The organism is Pseudomonas sp. M2 (genome assembly GCF_015751845.1).
Classification (GTDB): Bacteria; Pseudomonadota; Gammaproteobacteria; order Pseudomonadales; family Pseudomonadaceae; genus Aquipseudomonas; species Aquipseudomonas putida_E.
The window spans coordinates 2791537-2815922 of record NZ_JADOUD010000001.1 but is presented as its reverse complement, the minus strand read 5'-3'; the positions used below and the strand labels follow the sequence as shown (position 1 = coordinate 2815922).

Annotated in this window: 20 protein-coding genes; 8 read left to right on the top strand and 12 right to left on the bottom strand. The window is 62.1% G+C overall.

The features are described from left to right. The first annotated feature begins 71 nt into the window (after positions 1 to 71). From aceE to IWW33_RS13015, 5 genes are all read left to right on the top strand, one after another. On the top strand, positions 72 to 2717 hold the full coding sequence (aceE, locus tag IWW33_RS13035) for a pyruvate dehydrogenase (acetyl-transferring), homodimeric type (RefSeq protein WP_012316622.1): 2646 nt from the start codon (positions 72 to 74) through the stop codon (positions 2715 to 2717). A 13-nt stretch (positions 2718 to 2730) separates the two neighbouring features. Beyond that, positions 2731 to 4374: a dihydrolipoyllysine-residue acetyltransferase gene (aceF, locus tag IWW33_RS13030; protein ID WP_119687897.1), complete on the top strand. Its 1644-nt coding sequence runs from the start codon at positions 2731 to 2733 to the stop codon at positions 4372 to 4374. 260 nt (positions 4375 to 4634) lie between these two features. Next, positions 4635 to 7325 carry a GGDEF and EAL domain-containing protein gene (locus IWW33_RS13025; RefSeq protein WP_046787526.1) on the top strand — a complete coding sequence of 897 codons (2691 nt, stop codon included), beginning with the start codon at positions 4635 to 4637 and terminating at the stop codon, positions 7323 to 7325. A gap of 105 nt (positions 7326 to 7430) precedes the next feature. Beyond that, entirely contained in the window at positions 7431 to 8099 is a 669-nt protein-coding gene (msrA, locus tag IWW33_RS13020) for a peptide-methionine (S)-S-oxide reductase MsrA (protein ID WP_046787525.1), read from the top strand. A 3-nt stretch (positions 8100 to 8102) separates the two neighbouring features. Next, positions 8103 to 8726, top strand: coding sequence for a glutathione S-transferase (locus IWW33_RS13015; protein ID WP_046787524.1), 624 nt, complete (start codon positions 8103 to 8105; stop codon positions 8724 to 8726). Positions 8727 to 8879: 153 nt separating this feature from the next. On the opposite strand, the gene creD is transcribed toward IWW33_RS13015, so the two are convergent. From creD to IWW33_RS12995, 4 genes are all read right to left on the bottom strand, one after another. Further along, the gene (creD, locus tag IWW33_RS13010; RefSeq protein ID WP_115273073.1) at positions 8880 to 10208 is read right to left on the bottom strand and encodes a cell envelope integrity protein CreD; all 1329 of its coding nucleotides are present in this window, start codon (positions 10206 to 10208) and stop codon (positions 8880 to 8882) included. Positions 10209 to 10316: 108 nt separating this feature from the next. Continuing rightward, the gene (creC, locus tag IWW33_RS13005) at positions 10317 to 11750 is read right to left on the bottom strand and encodes a two-component system sensor histidine kinase CreC (protein ID WP_115273074.1); all 1434 of its coding nucleotides are present in this window, start codon (positions 11748 to 11750) and stop codon (positions 10317 to 10319) included. Beyond that, entirely contained in the window at positions 11750 to 12430 is a 681-nt protein-coding gene (creB, locus tag IWW33_RS13000) for a two-component system response regulator CreB (protein ID WP_115273075.1), read from the bottom strand. The genes creC and creB overlap by 1 nt, the downstream gene beginning before the upstream one ends. Before the next feature lie 200 nt (positions 12431 to 12630). Then, positions 12631 to 13131 carry an ATP-dependent zinc protease gene (locus IWW33_RS12995; RefSeq protein ID WP_012316630.1) on the bottom strand — a complete coding sequence of 167 codons (501 nt, stop codon included), beginning with the start codon at positions 13129 to 13131 and terminating at the stop codon, positions 12631 to 12633. A gap of 182 nt (positions 13132 to 13313) precedes the next feature. Between IWW33_RS12995 and IWW33_RS12990 the strand changes: the two genes are divergently transcribed. Then, positions 13314 to 14201: an acyltransferase gene (locus tag IWW33_RS12990; RefSeq protein WP_174141954.1), complete on the top strand. Its 888-nt coding sequence runs from the start codon at positions 13314 to 13316 to the stop codon at positions 14199 to 14201. A gap of 19 nt (positions 14202 to 14220) precedes the next feature. Here IWW33_RS12990 and IWW33_RS12985 read toward each other — a convergent pair whose 3' ends face one another. The 3 genes from IWW33_RS12985 to IWW33_RS12975 all read right to left on the bottom strand — a co-directional run bounded on the left by IWW33_RS12985 (position 14221) and on the right by IWW33_RS12975 (position 15519). Next, positions 14221 to 14796, bottom strand: a complete 576-nt coding sequence (locus IWW33_RS12985) for a DUF2780 domain-containing protein (RefSeq protein WP_196914287.1) — start codon at positions 14794 to 14796, stop codon at positions 14221 to 14223. 183 nt (positions 14797 to 14979) lie between these two features. Then, positions 14980 to 15252, bottom strand: a complete 273-nt coding sequence (locus IWW33_RS12980; protein WP_012316633.1) for a DUF3077 domain-containing protein — start codon at positions 15250 to 15252, stop codon at positions 14980 to 14982. 18 nt (positions 15253 to 15270) lie between these two features. After that, positions 15271 to 15519: a hypothetical protein gene (locus IWW33_RS12975; RefSeq protein WP_046787518.1), complete on the bottom strand. Its 249-nt coding sequence runs from the start codon at positions 15517 to 15519 to the stop codon at positions 15271 to 15273. A 416-nt stretch (positions 15520 to 15935) separates the two neighbouring features. On the opposite strand from IWW33_RS12975, the gene IWW33_RS12970 reads away from it, so the two are divergent. Together IWW33_RS12970 and IWW33_RS12965 are read left to right on the top strand one after the other, a co-directional pair. Next, positions 15936 to 16817: an RHS repeat-associated core domain-containing protein gene (locus tag IWW33_RS12970; protein WP_174141955.1), complete on the top strand. Its 882-nt coding sequence runs from the start codon at positions 15936 to 15938 to the stop codon at positions 16815 to 16817. A 111-nt stretch (positions 16818 to 16928) separates the two neighbouring features. Beyond that, the gene (locus IWW33_RS12965; RefSeq protein WP_196914286.1) at positions 16929 to 17876 is read left to right on the top strand and encodes an RHS repeat-associated core domain-containing protein; all 948 of its coding nucleotides are present in this window, start codon (positions 16929 to 16931) and stop codon (positions 17874 to 17876) included. A 35-nt stretch (positions 17877 to 17911) separates the two neighbouring features. On the opposite strand, the gene fdhA is transcribed toward IWW33_RS12965, so the two are convergent. The 5 genes from fdhA to IWW33_RS12940 form a co-directional block, all read right to left on the bottom strand. Then, the gene (gene fdhA, locus IWW33_RS12960; protein WP_008095899.1) at positions 17912 to 19111 is read right to left on the bottom strand and encodes a formaldehyde dehydrogenase, glutathione-independent; all 1200 of its coding nucleotides are present in this window, start codon (positions 19109 to 19111) and stop codon (positions 17912 to 17914) included. Between the two features lie 263 nt (positions 19112 to 19374). After that, positions 19375 to 20232 (bottom strand): formyltetrahydrofolate deformylase, encoded by an 858-nt coding sequence (purU, locus tag IWW33_RS12955; protein WP_012316638.1) that lies wholly within the window; start codon positions 20230 to 20232, stop codon positions 19375 to 19377. A gap of 10 nt (positions 20233 to 20242) precedes the next feature. After that, positions 20243 to 20875 (bottom strand): sarcosine oxidase subunit gamma family protein, encoded by a 633-nt coding sequence (gene soxG / locus IWW33_RS12950; RefSeq protein WP_046787515.1) that lies wholly within the window; start codon positions 20873 to 20875, stop codon positions 20243 to 20245. Positions 20876 to 21034: 159 nt separating this feature from the next. Next, positions 21035 to 24052, bottom strand: a complete 3018-nt coding sequence (locus tag IWW33_RS12945; protein ID WP_119687904.1) for a sarcosine oxidase subunit alpha — start codon at positions 24050 to 24052, stop codon at positions 21035 to 21037. Continuing rightward, positions 24049 to 24384, bottom strand: coding sequence for a sarcosine oxidase subunit delta (locus tag IWW33_RS12940; RefSeq protein ID WP_046787513.1), 336 nt, complete (start codon positions 24382 to 24384; stop codon positions 24049 to 24051). The genes IWW33_RS12945 and IWW33_RS12940 overlap by 4 nt, the downstream gene beginning before the upstream one ends. Positions 24385 to 24386: the final 2 nt, after the last annotated feature.

Below are 24386 nucleotides of genomic sequence, written 5' to 3'. Positions count from 1 at the left end.
ACGTCTGCCCATAAGGCCAGTCGCAAACTCAGGCCCCCGATTCTGGTGGCCTTTCCGCCCTGGAGCAAGCCATGCAAGACCTCGATCCAATCGAAACCCAGGAATGGCTGGATGCCCTGGAGTCGGTCCTCGACAAAGAAGGCGAAGACCGCGCTCATTACCTGATGACCCGCATGGGCGAGCTGGCCACCCGCAGTGGCTCCCAGCTGCCATACGCGATCACCACGCCATACCGCAACACCATCCCTGTCACCCACGAAGCACGCATGCCTGGCGACCTGTTCATGGAACGCCGCATTCGCTCGATGGTGCGTTGGAACGCGCTGGCCATGGTGATGCGCACCAACCTGAAGGATTCGGACCTGGGCGGCCACATCTCCAGCTTCGCCTCCAGTGCCACCCTGTATGACATCGGCTTCAACTACTTCTTCCAGGCACCGACCGAAGAACACGGCGGCGACCTGATCTTCTTCCAGGGCCACGCTTCGCCAGGCGTTTACGCCCGTGCCTTCATGGAAGGCCGCATCAACGAAGAGCAGATGAACAACTTCCGCCAGGAAGTGGACGGCAAAGGCCTGTCTTCGTACCCGCACCCATGGCTGATGCCTGACTTCTGGCAGTTCCCGACCGTTTCCATGGGCCTGGGCCCGATCCAGGCGATCTACCAGGCGCGCTTCATGAAGTACCTGGAAGCCCGTGGTTTCATTCCGGCCGGCAAGCAAAAAGTCTGGTGCTTCATGGGCGACGGCGAGTGCGACGAGCCGGAATCCCTCGGTGCCATCGCCCTGGCAGGCCGCGAGAAGCTGGACAACCTGATCTTCGTCATCAACTGCAACCTGCAGCGCCTCGACGGCCCGGTTCGCGGCAACGGCAAGATCATCCAGGAACTCGAAGGCGTGTTCCGTGGCGGCGGCTGGAACGTCAACAAAGTCGTCTGGGGCCGCTTCTGGGACCCACTGCTGGCCAAAGACACCAACGGTGCCCTGCAGCGCCGCATGGACGAAGTCATCGACGGCGAGTATCAGAACTACAAAGCCAAAGACGGCGCGTACGTTCGTGAGAACTTCTTCAACACGCCAGAGCTCAAGGCCATGGTCGAAGACCTGTCCGACGACGAGATCTGGAAGCTCAACCGTGGCGGTCACGACCCGTACAAGGTCTATGCGGCCTACCATCAGGCGGTCAACCACAAAGAGCAACCGACTGTCATCCTGGCCAAGACCATCAAGGGTTACGGCACCGGTGCTGGCGAAGCCAAGAACACCGCGCACAACACCAAGAAGGTCGACGTCGACAGCCTGCGCCACTTCCGTGACCGCTTCGACATCCCGGTCAAGGATGCCGACCTTGAAAGCCTGCCGTTCTACAAGCCCGAAGAAGGTTCGGCCGAAGCCAAGTACCTGGCCGAGCGCCGCGCAGCCCTGGGTGGCTTCGTACCGCAGCGCCGTGCCAAGAGCTTCAGCGTGCCGACCCCGCCTCTGGAAACGCTGAAAGCGATCCTGGACGGCTCGGGCGACCGCGAAATCTCCACCACCATGGCCTTCGTGCGTATCCTCGCGCAGCTGGTCAAGGACAAGGACATCGGCCAGCGCATCGTGCCGATCATCCCGGACGAAGCCCGTACCTTCGGTATGGAAGGCATGTTCCGCCAGCTGGGTATCTACTCGTCGGTCGGCCAGCTCTACGAGCCAGTCGATAAAGACCAGGTGATGTTCTACCGCGAAGACAAGAAGGGCCAGATCCTCGAGGAAGGCATCAACGAAGCCGGCGCCATGTCGTCGTTCATCGCTGCCGGTACCTCGTACAGCTGCCACAACCAGCCGATGCTGCCGTTCTACATCTTCTACTCGATGTTCGGCTTCCAGCGTATCGGCGACCTGGCCTGGGCCGCTGGCGACAGCCGCACCCGTGGCTTCCTGATCGGCGGTACCGCCGGCCGTACCACCCTCAACGGTGAAGGCCTGCAGCACGAAGACGGTCACAGCCACATGATGGCGGGCACCATCCCGAACTGCCGCACCTATGATCCGACCTACGGCTACGAGCTGGCGGTGATCATCCAGGACGGCATGAAGAAGATGACCGAAGAACAACAGGACATCTTCTACTACATCACCGTGATGAACGAATCCTACCAGCAGCCAGCCATGCCGGCCGGTGTCGAGGAAGGCATCATCAAGGGCATGTACCTGCTCGAAGAAGACACCCGCGAAGCCGCGCACCACGTTCAGCTGATGGGCTCCGGCACCATCCTGCGCGAAGTCCGCGAGGCCGCGAAGATCCTGCGTGAAGAGTTCAACGTCGGTGCCGACGTGTGGAGCGTCACCAGCTTCAACGAGCTGCGTCGCGACGGCCTGGCCGTGGAACGCGCCAACCGCCTCAAGCCTGGCCAGAAGCCTCAGCAGACTTACGTCGAAGAGTGCCTGGCCGGTCGCAAAGGCCCGGTCATCGCCTCCACCGACTACATGAAGCTGTTCGCCGAACAGATTCGCCAGTGGGTGCCGAGCAAAGAGTTCAAAGTCCTGGGTACCGATGGCTACGGTCGCAGCGACAGCCGCAAGAAGCTGCGTCACTTCTTCGAAGTCGACCGTCACTTCGTGGTGCTGGCTGCCCTGGAAGCCTTGGCTGACCGTGGCGAGATCGAACCGAAGGTGGTGGCCGACGCCATCGTCAAGTTCGGCATCGATCCGGACAAGCGCAACCCACTGGACTGCTGAGGAGTATTTTTAAGTGAGCGAACTCATTCGCGTACCTGACATCGGCAGCGGTGAAGGTGAAATCATCGAGCTGTTCGTCAAGGTCGGTGACCGTATCGAGGCTGACCAGAGCCTGCTGACCCTGGAGTCCGACAAGGCCTCCATGGAAATCCCGGCCCCCAAGGCCGGTGTCATCAAGGAACTGAAGGTCAAGCTGGGCGATCGCCTGAAAGAAGGCGACGAGTTGCTGGTCCTGGAAGCTGAGGGCGCCGATGCGGCGCCCGAGGCGCCAGCCGCCGCACCTGCCCCGGCCGCAGCTGCGGCTGCTGCCGAAAAGCCGGCTGCCGAAGCCGCCCCTGCGCCGGCTGCAGCCCCTGCTGCCGCCAGCGTGCAGGACATCCACGTGCCGGACATCGGCTCGTCGGGCAAGGCCAAGATCATCGAAGTACTGGTCAAGGTCGGCGACACCGTCGAAGCCGACCAGTCGCTGATTACCCTGGAGTCTGACAAGGCCTCCATGGAGATCCCTTCGCCCGCCGCAGGCGTGGTCAAGGAAGTGATCGCCAAGCTGGACGACGAAGTCGGCACTGGTGACCTGATCATCAAGCTGGAAGTCGCCGGCGCCGCCCCGGCTGCTGCGCCAGCGCCTGCCGCTGCTGCACCGGCCAAGGCTGAGGCTGCTCCGGCCGCCGCGCCTGCTGCCGCTGCCCCAGCTGCTGCCCCGGCACCGGTCGCTACCGCACCGGCTGCCGGTAGCAACGCCAAGGTTCACGCAGGCCCTGCTGTTCGCCAGCTGGCCCGCGAGTTCGGCGTAGAGCTGGGCGCGGTCACCGCGACCGGTCCGCACGGCCGCATCCTGAAAGAAGACGTGCAGGTCTACGTCAAGTCGGTCATGCAGAAGGCCAAGGACGCACCGGCAGCTGCTGGCGCGACCGGCGGCGCCGGCATCCCGCCGATCCCGGTGGTGGACTTCAGCAAGTTCGGTGAAGTGGAAGAAGTGGCAATGACCCGCCTGATGCAGGTCGGTGCCGCCAACCTGCACCGCAGCTGGCTGAACGTGCCGCACGTGACCCAGTTCGACTCCGCCGACATCACCGAGCTGGAAGCCTTCCGCGTTGCGCAGAAGGCCGTGGCCGAGAAGGCTGGCGTCAAGCTGACCGTGCTGCCACTGCTGCTCAAGGCCTGCGCCTTCCTGCTCAAGGAACTGCCGGACTTCAACAGCTCGCTGGCGCCAAGCGGCAAAGCCGTGATCCGCAAGAAGTACGTGCACATCGGCTTCGCCGTGGACACCCCGGACGGCCTGCTGGTCCCTGTGATCAAGAACGTCGACCAGAAAAGCCTGCTGCAGCTGGCTGCCGAAGCCGCGGCCCTGGCCGAGAAGGCGCGTACCAAGAAGCTGTCGGCTGACGACATGCAGGGCGCCTGCTTCACCATCTCCAGCCTCGGCCACATTGGCGGTACCGGCTTCACGCCGATCGTCAACGCGCCCGAAGTGGCGATCCTCGGTGTGTCCAAGGCAACCATGCAGCCCGTCTGGGATGGCAAAGCCTTCCAGCCCAAGCTGATGTTGCCGCTGTCGCTGTCCTACGATCACCGTGTGATCAACGGCGCAGCCGCCGCGCGCTTCACCAAGCGCCTGGGCGACGTGCTGGCGGATATCCGCACCATGCTGCTGTAACACGCAGCCAGCCTGCCCTCCTTCAAGGGGGCAGGTACCCTTTTCGAGCTGCCACGCTCGTACCTCAACCCCGCCAATTGGCGGGGCTTTTTTTGCCTGCAGCGGCCCCCGTTTTTCAGCAGCCCTAAGGATTCCCGCCCCGCAGCCGAAAACATATACATGACATCCCTCATGGCCGCTTGCCAGCCTCCGGGACATGATGCAACCTTGCCAGATGCGCCGCCGCCCAGGCCGCGTCACCCTCTTCAAGCGAGTCTTCGATGAAAAGCCAACCCGATGCCGCCAGCCGTGTGGCGGCCGAGGTCGTCACGCAGCTTCCCGTGCCTTCACGGCTCGGCATGCTGCGTTTCGAAAGGCTCAACGAAGCCACCTGGGCAATGCTTTACCTGGACCCGGCCTGCGAACGCCAGTTCGGGCTGGCGGCCTCCCAGCTGTGCGCGCTGATCGATTCGCCGTACGCCAGCCTGATGGAGCCTGAAGCCCGCTACCGGCTGCACGACGAGATCCAGCGGCAACTGAGCACTCGCGGCTACTATCGTGTGCGCTACACCCTGCACGCCCAGCCGCGCTCGCTGCGCCTGCTCGAAGCGGGTGAAGCCTACAAGCAGCACAATCGCCAGCTGTTACGCGGCTTTCTGACGGTACTCGACGACCAGCCTGAAGACGCTGTCGAAGTGGACGCCGACGACCTCGAATCGCGCAACAGCCGCCTGCAACTTGCCCTGCAACTCAACCAGCGCGCCCAGCAGGAGCAGTTGGAACACCTTGAGCGCGTACGCAGCCAGCAGGACCTGATCCTGCGCCTCGCCCGCCAGCGCTACAGCGCGGAAAACTCGCTGCTCGAAGCCGCCCAACTGATTACCCGCAGCGCCTGCGAGATCTACAAGGTGGACTGCGCCAGCATCTGGCATCTGGAAGACCAACGCCTGGAGCCGATCAGCGCCTGGTTGCGCAATGAGCAAGTGCATCGCCTGCCCGAAGCGATCGATGCCAGCCGCTTCCCCGATTACCTCGACGCCCTGCACGCCAGCCGCGCCATCGATGCCCACAACGCCAACCACGACCCGCGCACCCGTGAACTGGCCGAGAGCCTGTACGCCGACAACAATGCCATGCTCGATGCCAGTATCCGCGTCGATGGCCAGGTGGTTGGTGTGCTGTGCCTGGAGCAGACTGGCCAGCCGCGGGCCTGGCAGTCGGACGAAATCGCCTTTGCCGGTGAGTTGGCCGACCAGTTCGCCCAGGTCATCACCAACCATAACCGGCGTACCGCCGCCAGCGCCCTGCATCTGTTCCAGCGTGCAGTGGAGCAAAGCGCCAGCGCCTTCCTGCTGGTCAACCGCGACGGCGTGGTGGAGTACGTCAACCCCAGCTTCACCGCGATCACCCAGTACAGCACCGATGAGGTGCAAGGCCACCACCTGGCAGAGTTGCCGGCGCTGGAGAACCTCAGCGAACTGCTGTTCGATACCCCGTCGAGCCTGGCCATGGGCAACAGCTGGCAGGGCGAATTCAAAAGCCGGCGCAAGAACCTTGAGCCCTACTGGGGCCAGCTGTCGATTTCCAAGGTGTATGGCGACAACCGTGAGCTGACCCATTACATCGGCATCTACGAAGACGTCACCCAGACCAAGTTGGCCCAGCAACGCATCGAGCGCCTGGCCTACACCGACAACCTGACCAACCTGGGCAACCGCCCGGCGTTCATCCGCAGCCTTGACGAGCGCTTCGCCCGCGATGCCCAGAGCCCGATCTGCCTGCTGCTGGTGGACATCGACAACTTCAAGCGGATCAACGACAGCCTTGGCCACCAGACCGGTGACAAGCTGCTGATCAGCCTGGCCCGGCGCCTGCGCAACAGCCTCAGCGTTGGCGGCGTGCTGGCCCGCTTTGCCAGTAATGAATTCGCCGTGCTGCTCGACGACACCAGCCTGGAAGACGGCCAGGGCGTCGCCCAGCAACTGCTGCGCACCCTCGACAAGCCGATGTTCGTCGACAACCAGCTGATCAACGTCACCGCCTCGGTTGGCCTGGCCTGTGCGCCGCTGCACGGCAGTGACCCGACCACCCTGATGAAGAATGCCGGCCTGGCCCTGCACAAGGCCAAGGCCAACGGCAAGCATCAGGTGCAGGTATTCACCGAAGTGCTCAATGCCGAAGCCAGCTACAAGCTGTTCGTCGAGAACAACCTGCGCCGCGCCTTGACCCAGAACGAGCTGGAGGTGTTCTACCAGCCCAAGCTGTGTCTGCGCAGCGGCCGCCTGCTGGGGCTGGAAGCACTGCTGCGCTGGAACCACCCCGAGCGCGGCATGATCCGCCCGGACCAGTTCATCAGCGTGGCCGAAGAAACCGGCCTGATCATCCCCATCGGCAAGTGGGTGGTGCGCCAGTCGTGCCGCATGAGCCAGCAACTGCGCGAGGCCGGCATGGGCAACCTGCACGTGGCCATCAACCTGTCGCCCAAGCAGTTCTCCGACCCCGACCTGGTGGCTTCGATCGCCTCGATCCTCCACGAGGAAGCCCTGCCTGCGCACCTGCTGGAGCTGGAGCTGACCGAGGGCCTGCTGCTGGAAGCGACCGAGGACACCCACCGTCAGCTCGACGAACTGAAGGCATTGGGCCTGACCCTGGCCATGGATGACTTCGGCACCGGTTATTCGTCGCTGAGCTACCTGAAGAAATTCCCGATCGACATCATCAAGATCGACCGCAGCTTCATCAACGAAATCCCCGACAACCAGGACGACATGGAGATCACCTCGGCGGTGGTAGCCATGGCCCACAACCTCAAGCTCAAGGTGGTGGCAGAAGGGATCGAGACGCCCGAGCAACTGGCCTTCCTGCGCCGGCACCGTTGCGATGTGGGCCAGGGGTATCTGTTCGACCGGCCGATCCCGGGCCGGGAGCTGGCCGAAAGACTCAAGCGCTATCCGCGCGGTCCAATGGCCTGACAGCTGCGTAATCCTCGGGCACTATAGAACCCATTCGGGCCTCATCGCCGGCAAGCCGGCGATGAGGCCAACACCTGTCCAACTGAAAAACACAGAGGAACGGCCATGGTCCTGCGTTCGGAAATCCTGGTGAACAAAAACGTCATGCCAACCGCGGAGCAGGCCCTGCCTGGCCGCGAAACGCCAATGTCCCTGCCCGAGTTCCACTACGTATTCAAAGACACTCCACTGCTCGGCCCGTTCTTTGAAGGCAGCATCGACTTCGCCATCTTCGGCCTGGGTTGCTTCTGGGGCGCCGAGCGCCGCTTCTGGCAGCGTGAAGGCGTGGTCAGCACCGTGGTCGGCTATGCGGGCGGCTTTACCCCGAACCCCACCTACGAAGAAGTCTGCTCGGGCCTGACCGGCCACACTGAAGTGGTACTCGTGGTGTTCGACAAGGACAAGGTCAGCTACCGCGAGTTGCTGGCGATGTTCTGGGAACTGCACAACCCGACCCAGGGCATGCGCCAGGGCAACGACGTCGGCACCCAGTACCGCTCGGCCATCTACTGCACCTCGCCACAACAGCTCGAAGAAGCCAACGCCAGCCGCGACGCCTTCCAGGCCGAGCTGAACAAAGCCGGTTACGGCGAGATCACCACCGAAATCGACCAGGCGCCGACCGTGTACTTCGCCGAGGCCTACCACCAGCAGTACCTGGCCAAGAACCCGGACGGCTACTGCGGTATCGGCGGCACCGGCGTGTGCCTGCCACCCAGCCTGCAAGGCAACTGAGCCATGAGCACGATGACCCTGTTCCACTCACCGCTGTCGCCATTCGTGCGCAAGGTGATGGTCGTGCTGCACGAAACCGGGCAGCTTGAGCGCGTTGCGCTGCAGGGGGTGAACATCACCCCGGTCAGCGGCGACGACCAGCTCAACCACGGCAACCCGATCGGCAAGATCCCGGCCCTGCGCCTGGAAGACGGCACTGTGCTGCATGACAGCCGGGTCATCTGCGAATACCTCGACCTGCAGCATGTCGGCCTGCCGTTGCTGCCGCGCGAGGGCTCGGCACGCTGGCGGCGCATGACGCTGGTATCACAGGCGGATGCGATCATGGATGCGGCGGTTTCCAGCCGCTATGAGAGCGTCCTGCGGCCTGAGGACAAGCGCTGGGACGGCTGGCTTGAAGCGCAGAGCGAGAAAATCCGCCGCAGCCTGGCCAACCTGGAGCAGGAGCACCTGGCAGAGCTGATATCCGGCTTTGATCTGGCCGCAATTGGCGTGGCTTGTGCGCTTGGGTACCTGGACCTGCGTCAGCCTGGTTTTGGCTGGCGTGAGCGCCAGCCCGGGTTGGCAGCGTGGTATGCCGAGGTGGCCAAGCGGCCGTCGATGGTCGCCACAGCACCCGACACCTGATACACCGCAATCGCCGGCAAGCCGCCCCCCACAAGGAGGGAGCCGGCTTCCCGGCGATTGGGCCGCAAGGCAACCCTCGGCCTCAGCGGGGTATCACAGGAAACAACTGCCCAATCCTGCGAGCCAACCACCGCCCGATCTCTCTGTCCTCCCTCATGCCGCCCTCCCCACCCGCGCCCAGTCCAGGCGACGGGTCAGCACCATGAACACACCCAGCAAGCCAAAGCACAGCAGCGACCCCATCAACAGCGCATAGTCCTCGGCACTGAGCAGCCCATAGAGCATCGCGTACAACACCGCCAACCCCGCCGCAAAACCCACCCCACGCACCAGGCTGCGCAATACGTGGCTCAGGTAGAAGCCGAGCAGCGACACGCAGGCCGAGGCCGACAGGCCATACGCCAGGCCAAACCCGATGTGCTCGGACAACGAAAGCAGCAGCAGGTAGAAGAACGCCAGGGCCACCCCCACCAGGATGTACTGCACCGGGTGCACACTGAGGTTCTTCAGCACCTCGAACAGGAAGAAACCGGCAAAGGTCAGGGCGATGAACAACAACGCGTATTTGATCGCCCGCTCACTCTTGAGGTACTGGTCCACCGGGTCGATGAAGCTTACCCCGAAGGTCCGCTCGCTGAACTCCGCACACTGCCCGCCGCTGGCACATTGGCGCAGGGCATCTTCGAGGTTGGTGGCGAAGAATGACGTCTGCCAGTGCGCGCTGAAGCCTTTGTCGTCGATTTCGCGGCGGTTGGGCAGGTAACTGCCAACGAAGCTGGGGTGCGGCCAGTTGGCGCGCATGTCCACGCTGCTGGTGCGGCCCACTGGCAACAGGTGCAGTTGCCCGGTGCCTTGCAGTGCCAGATCGAAACCGTAGTTGAACCCGCGGGCCTGCTGGCCATCCAGTTGCGGCAGCGCGACGTGCACGCCGCTGCGCAGCCAGTCCAGCCCGGTACCGGCTTCAAACGCCAGGCGCTGGTTATCGATGTTGAGTTCCAGGGCATTTTCAATGCCGCGGATGTCGCTGATGCCAACCACCAGAAACGGCTTGTCGAAGCGGTAGTCATCGAAGTCCTTGTCGATGCCCCAGCGCTCCGGCAGCTGGAAACGCCCCGAAAGACGCCCTTGGGCATGGAACAGCCGCGCCTGGTAGATACCCCGCTTACGCAGTTCGGTGTCCACCCCTAGGTCTGCATCGAAGGTTTCCGGGAGGAAGTACAAGTGGCCGGCGATAGTGCTGGTTTCCTGCACGCTCTGGCCGTCCTTGTCGATCCAGCGGCGCTGCACCTTGCGGTACGGGACCACCAGCAGCGGGCCACTGATCTGCTGGTCGAAACTGGCGCTACGGGCGATGTCGTGCAACACACCGTCGCGCAGGTTCTGGCGCTCGTCGATCAGGTTGTCGATCATCAACAGGGGAATCAGCAACAGCAAAATCAGCAGGGCAATGGTGCCGAGCTTGAAACCGAGGGTCTTGTTCATGGGGCCTCCTGTGGCAGTGGGCGCAGTGTCTGCGCCCTGCGTGGAGGCCTTGGGGAGATTGTGTGGAGATTCGGTGTTTTTTGGGGCAACGCAGCGGCCCCGACAACCTCAGCTGATGCGCCGCTCCGGCAGCCAAAGCCTGACGCGTACCCCGCCATCGACGTTGTTCACCGCCAGCGCCCCGCCATGCAGTTGCATCACCTCGGCCACGAAGTTCAGCCCCAGCCCGGTACTCTTGCGCCCACTCCCCGGCCGCGGCAGCGAATAGAAACGCTCGGCAACCCGGCCGATGGCGTAGGCGGGTATCGCCTCCCCCTGATTGAACAGGCTCAGCGCCACACGCTCGCCATCGCGCTCCAGCTCGAACAGCAGCGCGCCGCCCGGCGGGGTGAAATCCAGCGCATTGTCGAGCAGGTTGGCCAGCGCCTGGCGCATGAGAAACGGATCGCACAGCAGCCACAACCCCGCTGGCACCCGCTGGCGCACCTGCAAGCCGCTTGCGTCGATGCGGGCGGCATGCGCCAGCAGCAGCTCATCGACCAACGCCGCCAAGGCAACCTGCTGCTCATCTTCCAGCGCCTGCATCTGCTCGACCCGCGCCAGGTTGAGCAACCGCTCGATCATCTGCTGCAGCCGCTCGCTTTCGCGCTCGATGTTGCCGGCAAAACGCGCCCGCTGCTCGGCCGGCATATCACCCTGGAGCAATTCAGACGCACCGCGGATAGCCGCCAAAGGGCTCTTCAACTCGTGGGTCAGGGTATGCACGTAGCGTTCGACATACGCCTTGCCCTCAAGCTGTGTGCGCATGCGCTCCACCGCATTGGCCAGGTGCGCCAGCTCACCGCCCTTGTAGTAAGGCAGCGCGGCGCGCTGGCCTTCGCTGACCGCCTGCGCATAGCGGGCCAGCCTGCGCAGGGAGCGGGCCAGCCACCAGGACAGCGCGGCGCCGACCAACAGGCCCATGCCGATCAGCCCCAACCCCAGGCCAAGCAAACGCTGTTCGGAACGGTCGATGTACGGCTGCAGTGAACTGTTGGGCTTGGCCACGGTGACCACGCCGATAACCTTGCCCTGGTCAACGATCGGCGCGGCCACGTGCATCACCGAGGTGCTTTCATCCTCTTCGACGCTGCGAGTGGAACGGGCACCGTATTGGCCGCGCAGCGTCAGGTACACGTCGTTCCAGCGCGAATAGTCCTTGCCCAGGTCCTGGCCGCTGGAATCGAGCAGCACGATGCCTTGGGCATCGGTAACGTAGATGCGGTGGCTGACCTGGTTTTTGGCCAGGCCCCAGATCTGCGCGCCGGGGCTGCGCAAGCCATACGCCTTGAGCACCTCAGGCAGGCGGCTCTGGGCAAGGGTGCCGGCCTTGACGTCATCGTGAAGGATCTCGGCCAGCAGGTTGGCGGTGTCTACCAGGGTTTCCTCGGAAGACTGGCGTACCACGGGGCGAATCTGCTCGCGCACCGTATTGAGCAGGAAGTAACCCGCCAAGCCGACGAACAGGAAGTACACCAGAAAGATCCGAATGCCCAGGCGCATCAGGCGTGTTCCGGGCTGTAGCTGTAACCCAGCCCACGGTGGGTCTGGATCGGTTCGGCATGGGCAGCCACCTGCCGCAGCTTGGCGCGCAGGCTCTTGATATGGCTGTCGATGGTGCGCTCGTAACCCACGTCGGAGGCCACTCCCAGCGCATCGAGCAACTGTTCGCGGCTGAACACTCGCTGCGGTTGCTCCAGCAGGCATTGCAGCAAACGGAATTCGTGGCGGGTCAGGCTCAACGGCTGGCTGCGGTAGCTGATCAGCATGCGCAGGGTGTCGAGCTGGAATACTGCCGTTTCGGCGGGTGGCTCGGCCCGTGGCGCCATACGCTTGAGGATCGCCCGCACCCGAGCCGCCACTTCCCGCGGGCTGAAGGGTTTGACCACGTAGTCGTCGGCGCCTATTTCCAGGCCTACCACCCGGTCGATTTCACCGTCTCGGGCGCTGAGGAACATGACCGGCACCTCGGTGAACCGGCGTAGCTGGCGGCAGGTGTCAAAACCACTGATGTCGGGCAGCCCGATGTCGAGGATCACCAGGTCGGCCGGCCGCTGGCGCTGCTGCTCCAGGGCCGCGGTGCCCAGGGTCACCCACGCGGTGCTGTGGCCGTCGGCCTGCAGGGCGTAGATCAGGGTATCGGCGATGGCGGCTTCGTCTTCGACGATGAGAATGTGGGGCATGGCATCCGGCCTTGCTGAGAGCGAAGCTGGACATATAGGCAAGTTTCAATGAAGACGCAATCCTCTGTAGGAGCGGCCTTGTGTCGCGAAGGGGCGCGCAGCGGCCCCAATATCTGTGCTGCTGTGGATATTTTGGGGCCGCTGCGCGCCCCTTCGCGACACAAGGCCGCTCCTACATGAAGAGCGCGTCGCCCTTCGGATCAGCAGTCAGGCTTGCCCGCAGTGAAACGTTTGGCCGGGTTTACCGCAGCCTTGAACTCGCGCAACGCCTTGGCCCCCACCAGCAACGGATAGTTGAAGCTGCTGCGGTCGACCAGGTTCACTTCCACGGTGCGTTTCTCATCCCCCAGGCACAACTCAAGGTCGATTACCGGCCTGCGCGAAAGCTCGGGCGCATCGCCTTCATCGTCTTCGTCGGCGCGGTTCTTGATCTTGCTGATGCGCGAAACCTTATGCTCGTACACCTTGCCGTCGGACTCCTTGGTCGCCAGGCGGAAGCGCACCCAATCCTCGCCATCGCGCGTGAAGCGCTCGATGTCCTTGGCCGACAGCGAAGCGGTGTACGCCCCGGTGTCCATCTTGGCCTTCAGGGTTTCGCCGAGTTCAGGCAGGGAGATGTTCTCATAACGGCCGTAAAGCGTAGGTTCTGCGGCCATTACCGGCAGCGCCAACAGCGACAACAGGGCTAGCATTGGTTTCACAGGCAGGCTTCCTTGAATGGGGTCAGTGCTTAGACTGTGCAAGCAGGATAGGTTCGCTGTCACAAGGGTAAACAACATAATGTGAAACATTTGTCCGCGCCGCTGGGCATTGGACATTTGGCGTAGGCTGCGGCGCTGCTTATCATTGCCGCCCGTTCAAATCCCACAACAAGAGTTTCCCTATGCGTCGCCTGCTGACCGGCATTCTTACGACCATCCTGCTGCTGCTCAACACCGTGGTGCTGATCTGCCCGCTACTGGTCTTCGCCCTGCTCAAACTGGTGCTGCCGGGCCGCTGGCGTGACTACGCCTCCGCTGCCGTGATGTGGGTCGCTGAAGTCTGGTCGGAAATCGACAAGGCCATTTTCACCCTGTGCATCCCTACCCAATGGGACATCCGCGGCGTCGAGAGCCTGCGCAAGGACACCTCCTACCTGGCCGTGAGCAACCACCAGACCTGGGTAGACATCCCTGCGCTGATCGAAAGCCTCAACCGTCGCACGCCGTTCTTCAAGTTTTTCCTCAAGAAGGAGCTGATCTGGGTACCGCTGCTGGGGCTGGCCTGGTGGGGCCTGGATTACCCGTTCATGAAGCGCTACAGCAAGGCGTTTCTGGAGAAGCACCCCGAGCTCAAGGGCAAGGACCTGGAAATCACCAAAGCGGCATGCGAACTGTTCAAGCGCCAGCCGGTAACAGTGGTCAACTACCTCGAAGGCACCCGCTTCACCGAGGCCAAACGCCAGGCACAGCAGTCGCCATACCGTTACCTGCTCAAGCCCAAGGCCGGCGGCGTGGCGTTCGTGCTGGCGGCGCTGGGCGAGCAGCTCGATGCGCTGCTGGACGTGACCATCGTTTACCCCGGCAACAAGGCTCCGGGGTTTTGGGACCTGCTCAACGGCAGCATCAGCCGGGTGATCATCGACATTCAGGTGCGAGAGCTTGACCCTGCCCTGTGGGCAGGGGATTACGAGAATGATCCGGCGTTCCGCCAGGCAGTACAGGCCTGGGTGAATCAGCTGTGGGTTGAGAAGGACCAGCGGATCGAGCAGTTGCGCGGGGAGATGGGCTGACCGCGGCCCTATAAGGCCCTCACACCGACGGCTGAGCCAAAGGCGCCGGGGTAGTCCACAGGCTGCCCAGATTCTGCAGCAATGAACCGGCAATCCCCTGCTGGCCCAGGTACTGCAAAATCAACGGCGCGAACTGCCCGATCATGCCCGTATCCATACCCAGCGCCTTGAAGGCATTGTCCAGGTCGCTGAGGTTCTCAACGTTGTTACCCAATGCATTGCTCAATGCCGACTGGTTTTGGCTGTTCTTGCCCAGCATTTCGCCCAGCCCACTCAACCCGCCCAACATGGCGGCGCCAGACAGCAAGTCCAGCCCCGGCACAGCCTGGGTCAGCTGACCGTAGTCGTCACTGCTCAGGTTGTTGCGCGCCAGCCCCAGCATCGCCCCTGCCCCACCCACGGCCTGTTCCGGGGTGATGTTAAGTTCGCTGCCCAGGGTGTTGAGCAGATTGGCCTGGGCCTCAGGCGCCTGCACCTGGGCTTGCTGATTCTGGTTTTGCACGGCCGACACAGCATTGGCGGCATCGCTGAGGTTGAAGGCGAACACCGGGCTTGCGGCCAGGGTCATCAGGGTTGCCAGGGTGAATGCTTTCATCGGGGGGGACCTCATAGGCCGGAATGGCCTGGGAAACGAGGCATTCGACTGAGTGTTCAGAGGTTTGTTCCGGGCCGCGCATCGGGCAGGCCCGCATCAGCCACCGTTCAGCTGCAGGAGCGGCCTCGTGTCGCAAAAGGGCCGCAAAGCGGCCCCAGCAGCCTGACTGCCAGCCTCAGGTAATCAACGCACCCTGTTCCGGGCAATTTCGATGTCATCCATGATTGCCTTGGCAAACGCACTCAGGTAATCCGCCGCACCGAGCAGCTTGTGGTCATCCTCCATATCACCTTCGCGCACCAGGTGCTTGATGTACCCCAGCAGCACCGACACCTGTTCATAGGCGTGCTCGAACGGCACGCCCGGCATCACCCGGAAAATATGGCAGGGCTTGTCACCGGCCTCGCAGAACGTCTCGACGCCAACGGTCATGTTTGCGTGTGTGTCTTCACTCATCGTATTGCCCCCAAACCTTCACATGCGCTCAAGCGCATGCTCGATCAACGCATGTGCGGTATCGGCGCTGTGCACGGCATTGGTGAGCATGTGCACGCCCGGCTCGCCGGTATGCGCGCGGCAATACTCGCCGACGACTTCCGAAATACCCAGCAGCATCTCGCTGGCGACCGCCAAGGCCTCGGGTGGGATCAGCTCGGGGTGGATGGAGGAATAGAGGGTGTTGAACAGTTTGAGACGGGGTGGATCGGGGACTATTTTTTTCATGGTTCAACTCGATGTGATGGGAAAGCCACCACCATCGTTTCCACACGAATGGAGGCAGCTGAACGCGGGGTGGAAAACCGGTCATCGAGCAACCCGGTAGGCCAAACGGCCTCCCGCGCACAGCTGCCATAACGGCATGTCGATCGATGACCACCGGGGTTTCCACACCCCCATCGCTGAACCTTTCAGCGACCCGATGAGGCTACGGGCCAGGGTTATCAAGGGCAATCAGACGCGATTCGACAGACTGCGTAGGGTATTTCCTACTACCTCAACGAGTAAGTAGGAAATTACCCATCGCTACGTGGGCAGTTTCCGCATACCTATCATTTTTGCCAGTAGCCGCCGATCTCGCTCGCGACCAATATCCTGCTGTAGTACCAATCAGCACTAGTGATGGTCCCGGGAGGTCCTTAATGAAAAGGCAGGCGGATACTGCACAATTTTTCTACCAGAATGGAAAGCTCATCACCATCAAACAAGCTGCGCAACAGCACGCGATCTTTCGTACTGGCGAGGCTCCACTAGCAGAAAGTGATATCAAACTGGCGGGAGGCCCTGCCCTTCTAGCTATAGACCAAAGTGGCTCTGTACTGGGTAGAAGTTGCAACGGAGAACGAGAACCACTGGTGTATACCGCTTATGGGCACGACGCTGCCAACGCTAGCGCGCGCGCTATATTACGGTTCAACGGCCAGCATCCGACACCATATGGACACTACGTGCTAGGTAATGGATATCGCACCTATGACCCTGCTCTGATGCGTTTCTATGCTCCTGACGGCCTTAGCCCCTTCGCGGAGGGCGGCTTGAATTCTTACATGTATTGTAACGGTGACCCTGTAGGGAAAGTTGACCCCTCCGGCCACGTACCTGTTTTTCTCAAGCCGTTCAGAAGTTTCTACAAGGGCATCAAAAACAAATTTTTTGGTCGCACGCCCAAATCGCAGCGCATTCCGGTTGAACAGGAAACATCACGAAAAAATAGCCCAGCGGAAACGGCAAGAAAACAAACAGAACCTTCAACAAATCCATATATACAGCAGATAGCTCGCTCTGAGCGTCAAGGCCTATTGCAACTGCAGCAATCCGACCTCCGAGATTTTAATACATACGACCTCTCAACTGTACCCGCTAAGTTATTCTCAGAAAGACTTGAAAATTTTAATAAAAGAAAACAGCGTATCCAAGATTTAACTACCAAACACAGGCTAGAGCCAGCACCACAATTTACTTCGGCTCCGCCCAATCAAGACGTATGGCCGTCCCAAACTGCCCGCGACATTCGCCACGAATAACAGCACTCGTACAATATGGCTTGCCTGCCACGCTCACCAAATCAACCATCATTACAACTCAGACCAGCGCCAGAACCAAAATCGACAATTAGATCAACAGGTGACCGAATCATGAATCAGTCCGCGAACAGCTCACTTTTTTTCTACCAAAACGGGAAGCTCGTCACCGTAAAACAGGGCAACCAGCAACGCGCCATCTTGCGCAATGACGACATGCCCTTGGCTGAGGTTCAAACCGGCGAAACAGTTGGCACTGGGTTGCTGGCAACCGATGACAAGGGTTCCGTTCTCAACGTTCAAGATACGGAGGACCTGGAAGGCCACAACTTTTCAGCCTACGGGCATGATCCGAACTTGCCCTCGATGCGAATAACGCTTGGATTCAATGGCGAAGCTTACGTGCCAGGTGCGGCCTCCTACCTACTTGGGCTTGGATACCGCAGCTATTCTCCGCGCCTGAGACGTTTCCTGGCTGCAGACAGCTGGAGCCCATTCGGGCAGGGTGGGTTGAATGCTTACTGCTATTGCGAAGGCGACCCGGTCAACAGCAGCGACCCAAGCGGCCATGTACGTCTGTATCTGCGCAATGGCCAAATCCTGCAGACGAAGAAGAACATGGCGAGTTCAGCGGGTACTTGGATGAGACCCCCAGGGTTCGACAAATCAGCTCACCGTAAGGCGCTGATCGACTCGACACTGCAAAAGCCACGCAGGGTCCTGGCAGACAACCCTGTCAAGGAAGGCTCTACGCACGTCAGCGTGTTGGAGGTATTCCGCAACCCCGGCAGCTCAATTGAAAAAGTCCACATCAAAGCTACGGACCTAGGGACTTTCAAACGCAATCGCGCGGAAATTGGAGTGTTGATCAGGCTGCATGAAGAAGGCAACAAAGCGCCAAGCTTGGATTATCGCAGCAAGGCTGCCGAACTCATGAACCAAAACGAAGCGATTGCCAACGCCGGAGAAGCACTATGGCGAAAAAGCATGGCATCACAATCACCCGATACGGCGTGGCTAAATGATAAGAGTGTCAGTATCAGAGTGCCGCGCCCCCAATAAAGAGATGCCCTCAATAGAGGGCATCCTTATCAGAGTCAAGCCGCACTAAACGTCTTATGCGGATCAATCACAAACTTCTTCGGCACCCCGGCATCGAACTCGCCATACCCTTCTGGCGCCTGATCCAGGCTGATCACCTGCACGCCTACGACCTCGGCGATATTGATGCGATCCCACATGATCGCCTGCATCAATTGGCGGTTGTATTTCATGGTCGGGGTCTGGCCGGTGTGGAAGCTGTGCGACTTCGCCCAGCCCAGGCCAAAGCGGATGCTCAGCGCGCCGATCTTGGCGGCAGCATCCACCGCGCCCGGGTCTTCGGTCACGTACAGGCCAGGAATACCGATGTTGCCGGCAACGCGGGTCACCTGCATCAGCGAGTTCAGCACGGTAGCCGGGGCCTCGTGCTTGGCGCCTTCATGACCATGGCCACGGGCTTCGAAGCCTACGGCATCGACGGCGCAATCCACTTCAGGCTCACCGAGGATATCGATGATCTGCTCGTGCAGCGGGGTGTCCTTGGACAGGTCGACCACTTCGAAGCCCTGGGACTTGGCGTGTGCCAGGCGCAATGGGTTGAGGTCGCCGACGATGACGCAGGCAGCGCCCAGCAGGCGGGCAGAGGCGGCGGCAGCCAGGCCGACCGGGCCAGCACCTGCGACGTAAACGGTGCTGCCTGGGCCTACGCCAGCAGTCACGGCACCGTGATAGCCGGTGGGCAGAATGTCGGACAGGCAGGTCAGGTCACGGATTTTCTCCATGGCCTTGTCGCGATCGGGCAGTTTCAGCAGGTTGAAGTCGGCATACGGTACCAGCACGTATTCAGCCTGGCCGCCGGTCCAGTCGCCCATGTCGACATAACCGTAGGCACCGCCGGCGCGAGCCGGGTTGACGGTGAGGCAGACACCGGTGTGCATCTCTTTGCAGGAGCGGCAGCGGCCGCAGGCGACGTTGAACGGCACCGACACCAGGTCGCCGATTTTCAGGCGTTCGACGTCACGCCCCATCTCGACGATTTCACCGGTGATTTCGTGGCCCAGGACCAGGCCGACCTGGGCAGTGGTGCGGCCGCGGACCATGTGCTGGTCGGAGCCACAGATGTTGGTGGAGACCACCTTGAGGATGACGCCGTGCTCGATCTTCTTGCCGCGCGGGTCCTGCATCTTCGGGTAGTCGATCTTCTGCACCTCGACCTTGCCAGCGCCCAGGTACACCACTCCACGATTGCCAGACATGCTCTTACCTCGCTTGATTTGTATTTATGCAGCGTTGGTTGAAGCGCCGCCGTCCATGGGCGACATGTGTTGCTGGAATGCAGGGAATTGTGGGCTTGATGGAGCGCGAGGCACTGACTGAAAACGACAGGGGGATGCCTTTTTACGGCAGGCCAAAAGCGGGGGCCGCTTTGCGGCCCTTTCGCGACACAAGGCCGCTCCTACAGGCGCCTGTAGGAGCGGCCTTGTGTCGCGAAAGGGCTGCGCAGCAGCCCCAGAATTGTTCAGAGAACGACAGTACGGTTGGCGTTGAGAAACACCCGCCGCTCAATGTGATACCCGACCGCCCGCGCCAAGGTCAGGCATTCGATGTCACGCCCCTTGGCAATCAGGTCCTCGGGGTAATGGCTGTGATCCACCACCTCGACCCCCTGGGCAATGATCGGCCCTTCATCCAGGTCGTTGTTGATGTAGTGCGCCGTGGCACCCACCATTTTCACACCTTTGTTGTACGCCTGGTGATAAGGCTTGGCGCCCTTGAAACCCGGCAACAACGAGTGATGGATATTGATCGCCCAGCCGTCCAGGCGCCGGCACAGTTCAGGCGACAGCACCTGCATGTAGCGGGCAAGGATAACAAGCTCGGCGCCGGTCTCCTCGATCACCCCCAGCACCTTGCGCTCTTGCCCGGCCTTGTCGTTGGGGTCGAGTGCGAAGTGGTAATAGGGAATCTTGTGCCAGTGCGCCAGCGGCTCGAGGTCGGGGTGGTTGGACACCACCGCGACCACGTCCATGCCCAGTTGGCCGATGCGCTGGCGATAGAGCAAGTCGTTCAGGCAGTGGTCGGCCTTGGACACCATGATCACCACCTTGGGGCGGTGATTGGGTGCGGTCAGCTCGAACGCCATGCCGAACGCATCACCGCGCTCGGCGAGGCCGGCACGGAAACCGACCTCGTCAAAATCGTCCGGCTGGCGGAACTCGACGCGAATGAAAAAGCGCCCCGACTGCCGGTCATCGAAGGAGTGGTGCTCGGTGACGTAGCAGCGCTGCTCGAAGAGGTAACGCGTCACCACGTCGACGGTGCCGAGCATGCTCGGGCAGTCGGCGGTGAGAATCCAGGTATCCGGTGCCCGACTCATGTTGCTCTCCTTAGGCTTCGATGCTCAGGCCGTATTCGGCAGAAGCGTCCTGCAGCCACAGCCACCAGTAATCGGCGAAGCTGCGGCGAATCACCAGCTCCCAGGTGTCCTCGGCCGTGCGGCGGATCACCAGCTGCGACTTGGCGAACACGGTACCCACCGCCTTGCCGACCGGGAAGTTGTTCGGGTGAACATCATAGCTGGTGGACTTCATCAGCACTTCGCGCACGTGCGGGCCGCGCAGCTCCAGCAGGCTTTGCCCGCCGCTGACGTTGACCACCTGGATGTGCTGGCCTTCAAGGGCCGCGCGCAGCTTTTGCTCGACGGCGAACTCCTGGCCGCCAGGGACGATCAGCAGCCACTCATCAGGGCCGAGCCACTGCAGCGACATGTCGCTGTTGGCGACCACGGTCAGGGCCACTGGCAGCTCCAGGCCAAGGGCCTTGTGCACGCCTGCGGCGAACTCCGGGTCGTGGCCGTTGCCACGAAGGGTCAGGTGGCCGAGGAATTTCTTTTCACGCAGGGTTACGCCTGCGTTCTTGCGGCCCTTGCCAACCAGGCTGGCCAGGTCGGCGTGGTGCAGCGGCGACTGAGCTTTGGCGTCGGCGCCGGGGTTTTGCTGGAAGACGTTGATAGCGCTCATTTCTTACCTGCCTTGAATTCTTGGTCGTCGATACGACGCAGCTTGCAGGGTGTGTTTGCCGGTTCCCACAGGGACCGCACCTACCTTCACAACTGCATCGATCCTGTGGGAGCCGGCTTGCCGGCGATTGGGCCAGCCGGCTCGTCACAGGGCCCGGAGTCAAACGTTCTGCCGCTCACCCTTCGGGTCGAAGAACACCGAAGACACGATTTCTGCCTCGATCACGCTGCCATCGGCTTGCGGCGAATAAACGCGCTCGCCCATGCGTTTCAGGCCGCCTTTGACCACACCCATGGCAAACGAATAACCCAGGGAGTTGGCCGCGTAGCTGGAGGTGACGTGGCCGACCATGTCCATCGGGATCGGCTGCTTGGGGTCGAACACCAACTGGGCGCCTTCGGGCAGCCACTTGGTCGGGTCCACAGGCTTGAGGCCCACCAGTTGCTTGCGGTTTTCCCGCACACAGTCCTCGCGGTTCATGCCACGCAGGCCGATCCACGAGAACGGTTTGTTGCGGCCCACGCACCAGCTCATGTTGAGGTCGTCCGGGGTCATCGAGCCGTCGGTGTCCTGGCCAACGATGATGAAGCCCTTCTCGGCACGCAGTACGTGCATGGTTTCGGTGCCGTACGGGGTCAGGTTGTACTTCTTGCCGGCTTCGATGACTTTTTCCAGCACGCCCATGGCGTAGTTGGCCTGCACGTTGACTTCGTACGACAGCTCACCGGTGAACGAAATACGGAACACACGGGCAGGTACGCCACCGACAGTGCCTTCCTTCCAGGTCATGAACGGGAAGGCGTCCTTGTCCAGGTCGATGTCGTCGGTCAGCTCGCTGAGCAGCTTGCGGCTGTTGGGGCCGGACAGGGTCAGCGTGGCCCAGTGGTCGGTAACCGAGGTGAAATACACCTTCATCTCTGGCCATTCGGTCTGGTGGTACAGCTCCAGCCACTGCAGCACGCGTGCGGCGCCGCCGGTAGTGGTGGTCATGTAGAAGTGGTTGTCGCCGACACAGGCGGTCACGCCGTCGTCGAAGACCATGCCGTCTTCTTTGCACATCAGGCCATAACGGGCCTTGCCCACATCGAGCTTGGTCCAGGCGTTGCTGTAGATGCGGTTGAGAAACTCGCGGGCATCCGGGCCCTGGATATCGATCTTGCCCAGGGTCGAGGCGTCGAGCAGGCCCACGCTGTCGCGCACGGCCTTGCACTCACGGGCCACGGCGGCGTGGATGTCTTCACCGGCCTTGGGGAAGTACCAAGGGCGCTTCCATTGTCCGACGTCTTCGAACTCGGCGCCGTTCTTCACGTGCCAGGCATGCAGGGCAGTGAAGCGCACGGGCTCGAACAGGTGGCCACAGTGACGGCCCGCTACCGCACCGAAAGTCACCGGCGTGTAGTTGGGGCGGAACATGGTGGTGCCCATTTCCGGAATGGTGATACCGATCGAACGGGCGGCGATGGCCAGGCCGTTGATGTTGCCCAGTTTGCCTTGGTCGGTACCGAAGCCCAGCGCGGTATAGCGCTTGACGTGCTCGACCGACTCGAAGCCTTCGCGGGTGGCCAGTTCGATACCGGCGGCGGTCACATCGTTCTGCTGGTCGACGAACTGCTTCGGCCCCTTGCTGCCCTTGTCGTGCGGCACCTGGAACAGCGCCACGGTGGCCTCTTCCTTGCGTGCAACGGTCTTGGGCAGGGTGCCGGTGGTAGCCTTGAAGCCGGCTTCGGTGGCGGCGCGCACGCCGCCTTCGAAACCATCGGCAATCACATCGCCCAGTGCATACACGCCGTTGATGCCACCCACGCACACGCGCTTCTGCGGCGCATCACCGGGCACGAAGCCAAGGATATCGTCACGCCATACCGGGCGACCGCCCAAGTGCGAGGCCAGGTGGACGATCGGGCTGTAGCCGCCGGAGGTTGCGATCAGGTCGCATTCGAGGGTTTCGCCTGGGCTGGTGACCTTGTGTGCCTGCACATCGATGGCCGCCACGCGGGCACCGGTGACATGCTTGCTGCCTTTGGCCTCGATCACAGCGCTGGAAGTGAGGATGCGGATGCCTTTGGCACGGGCTTCCTCAACCAGCGAACCACGGGGGTTGTGGCGGGCGTCGGCGATGGCGACGACCTGCAGGCCAGCGTCATGCCAGTCCAGCGCAGCGCGGTAGGCATGGTCGTTGTTGGTCGACAGCACCAGCTTGCGGCCCGGCGCCACGCCGTAGCGGCGCACATAAGTGGAGACAGCACCGGCCAGCATGTTGCCCGGCACGTCGTTGTTGCCGTACACCAGCGGGCGCTCGTGGGCGCCGGCGGCCAGTACAACGCGCTTGGCACGTACACGGTGCACACGGTGGCGAACCTGGCCGATCGGCGCGCGGTCACCGAGGTGGTCGGTAAGGCGCTCGTGAATGGTCAGGAAGTTGTGGTCGTGGTAACCGTTGACCGTGGCGCGTGGCAGCAGGGTCACTTCCGGCAGGCTTTCCAGCTCTTTGACCACGGCGTTGACCCAGTCAGCGGCCGGTTTGCCGTCGAGGGTCTCGCGGCTGTCGAGCAGGCTGCCGCCGAACTCTTCCTGTTCGTCGGCCAGGATCACCCGGGCACCGCTGCGCGCAGCGGCCAGGGCTGCGGCCAGGCCTGCAGGGCCGGCACCGACGATCAGCACGTCGCAGTGCTGGTTCATGTAGTCGTAGCTGTCCGGGTCGTTCTGCAGCGGCGCACGGCCAAGGCCTGCCGCCTTACGGATGTACTTCTCGTAAGTCATCCAGAACGATTTCGGGTACATGAAGGTTTTGTAGTAGAAGCCCGGCGGCATCATGCTGCCGCCGACCTTGCCGAGGATGCCCATGACGTCGTTGTTGACGTTCGGCCAGCCGTTGGTGCTGGTGGCGACAAGGCCTGCGTACAGCGCCTGCTGGGTGGCGCGCACGTTGGGGATCTGCGTGGCTTCGCTGGAGCCGATCTGCAAGATGGCGTTCGGCTCTTCGGTACCGGCGGCGATGATGCCGCGTGGGCGCGAGTACTTGAAGCTACGGCCAACGATGTCGACGCCGTTGGCCAGCAGCGCGGCGGCCAGGCTGTCACCGGCATAACCCTGGTAGGTCTTGCCGTTGAAGGTGAAGTTCAGGACCTTGCTGCGGTCGATACGGCCGCCGCTGGCGAGGCGATAGGTCTGGCTCATACTTTTTCCCCTTGGCCTTTGGCGGTCGACGGTGCGCTGCTTTGCTTGCCGCCTGCGGTCACCTGCGGCTTCTCGCCGATCTTGTAGGTTTCCAGAATTTCGTAGGTCACGGTGTCGCGGGTGACGTTGAAGTACTGACGGCAGCCGGCAACGTGGTCCCACAGTTCATGGTGAATACCGCGCGGGTTGTCGCGGAAGAACATGTAGGTGCCCCACTCCTCGTCGGAGCAGGCGTTGGGGTCCAGCGGGCGGGCGATGTGCGCCTGGCCAGAGGCGTGGAACTCTTCTTCGGAGCGCAGCTCGCCGCAGTGGGGACAGAAAATATGCAACATGA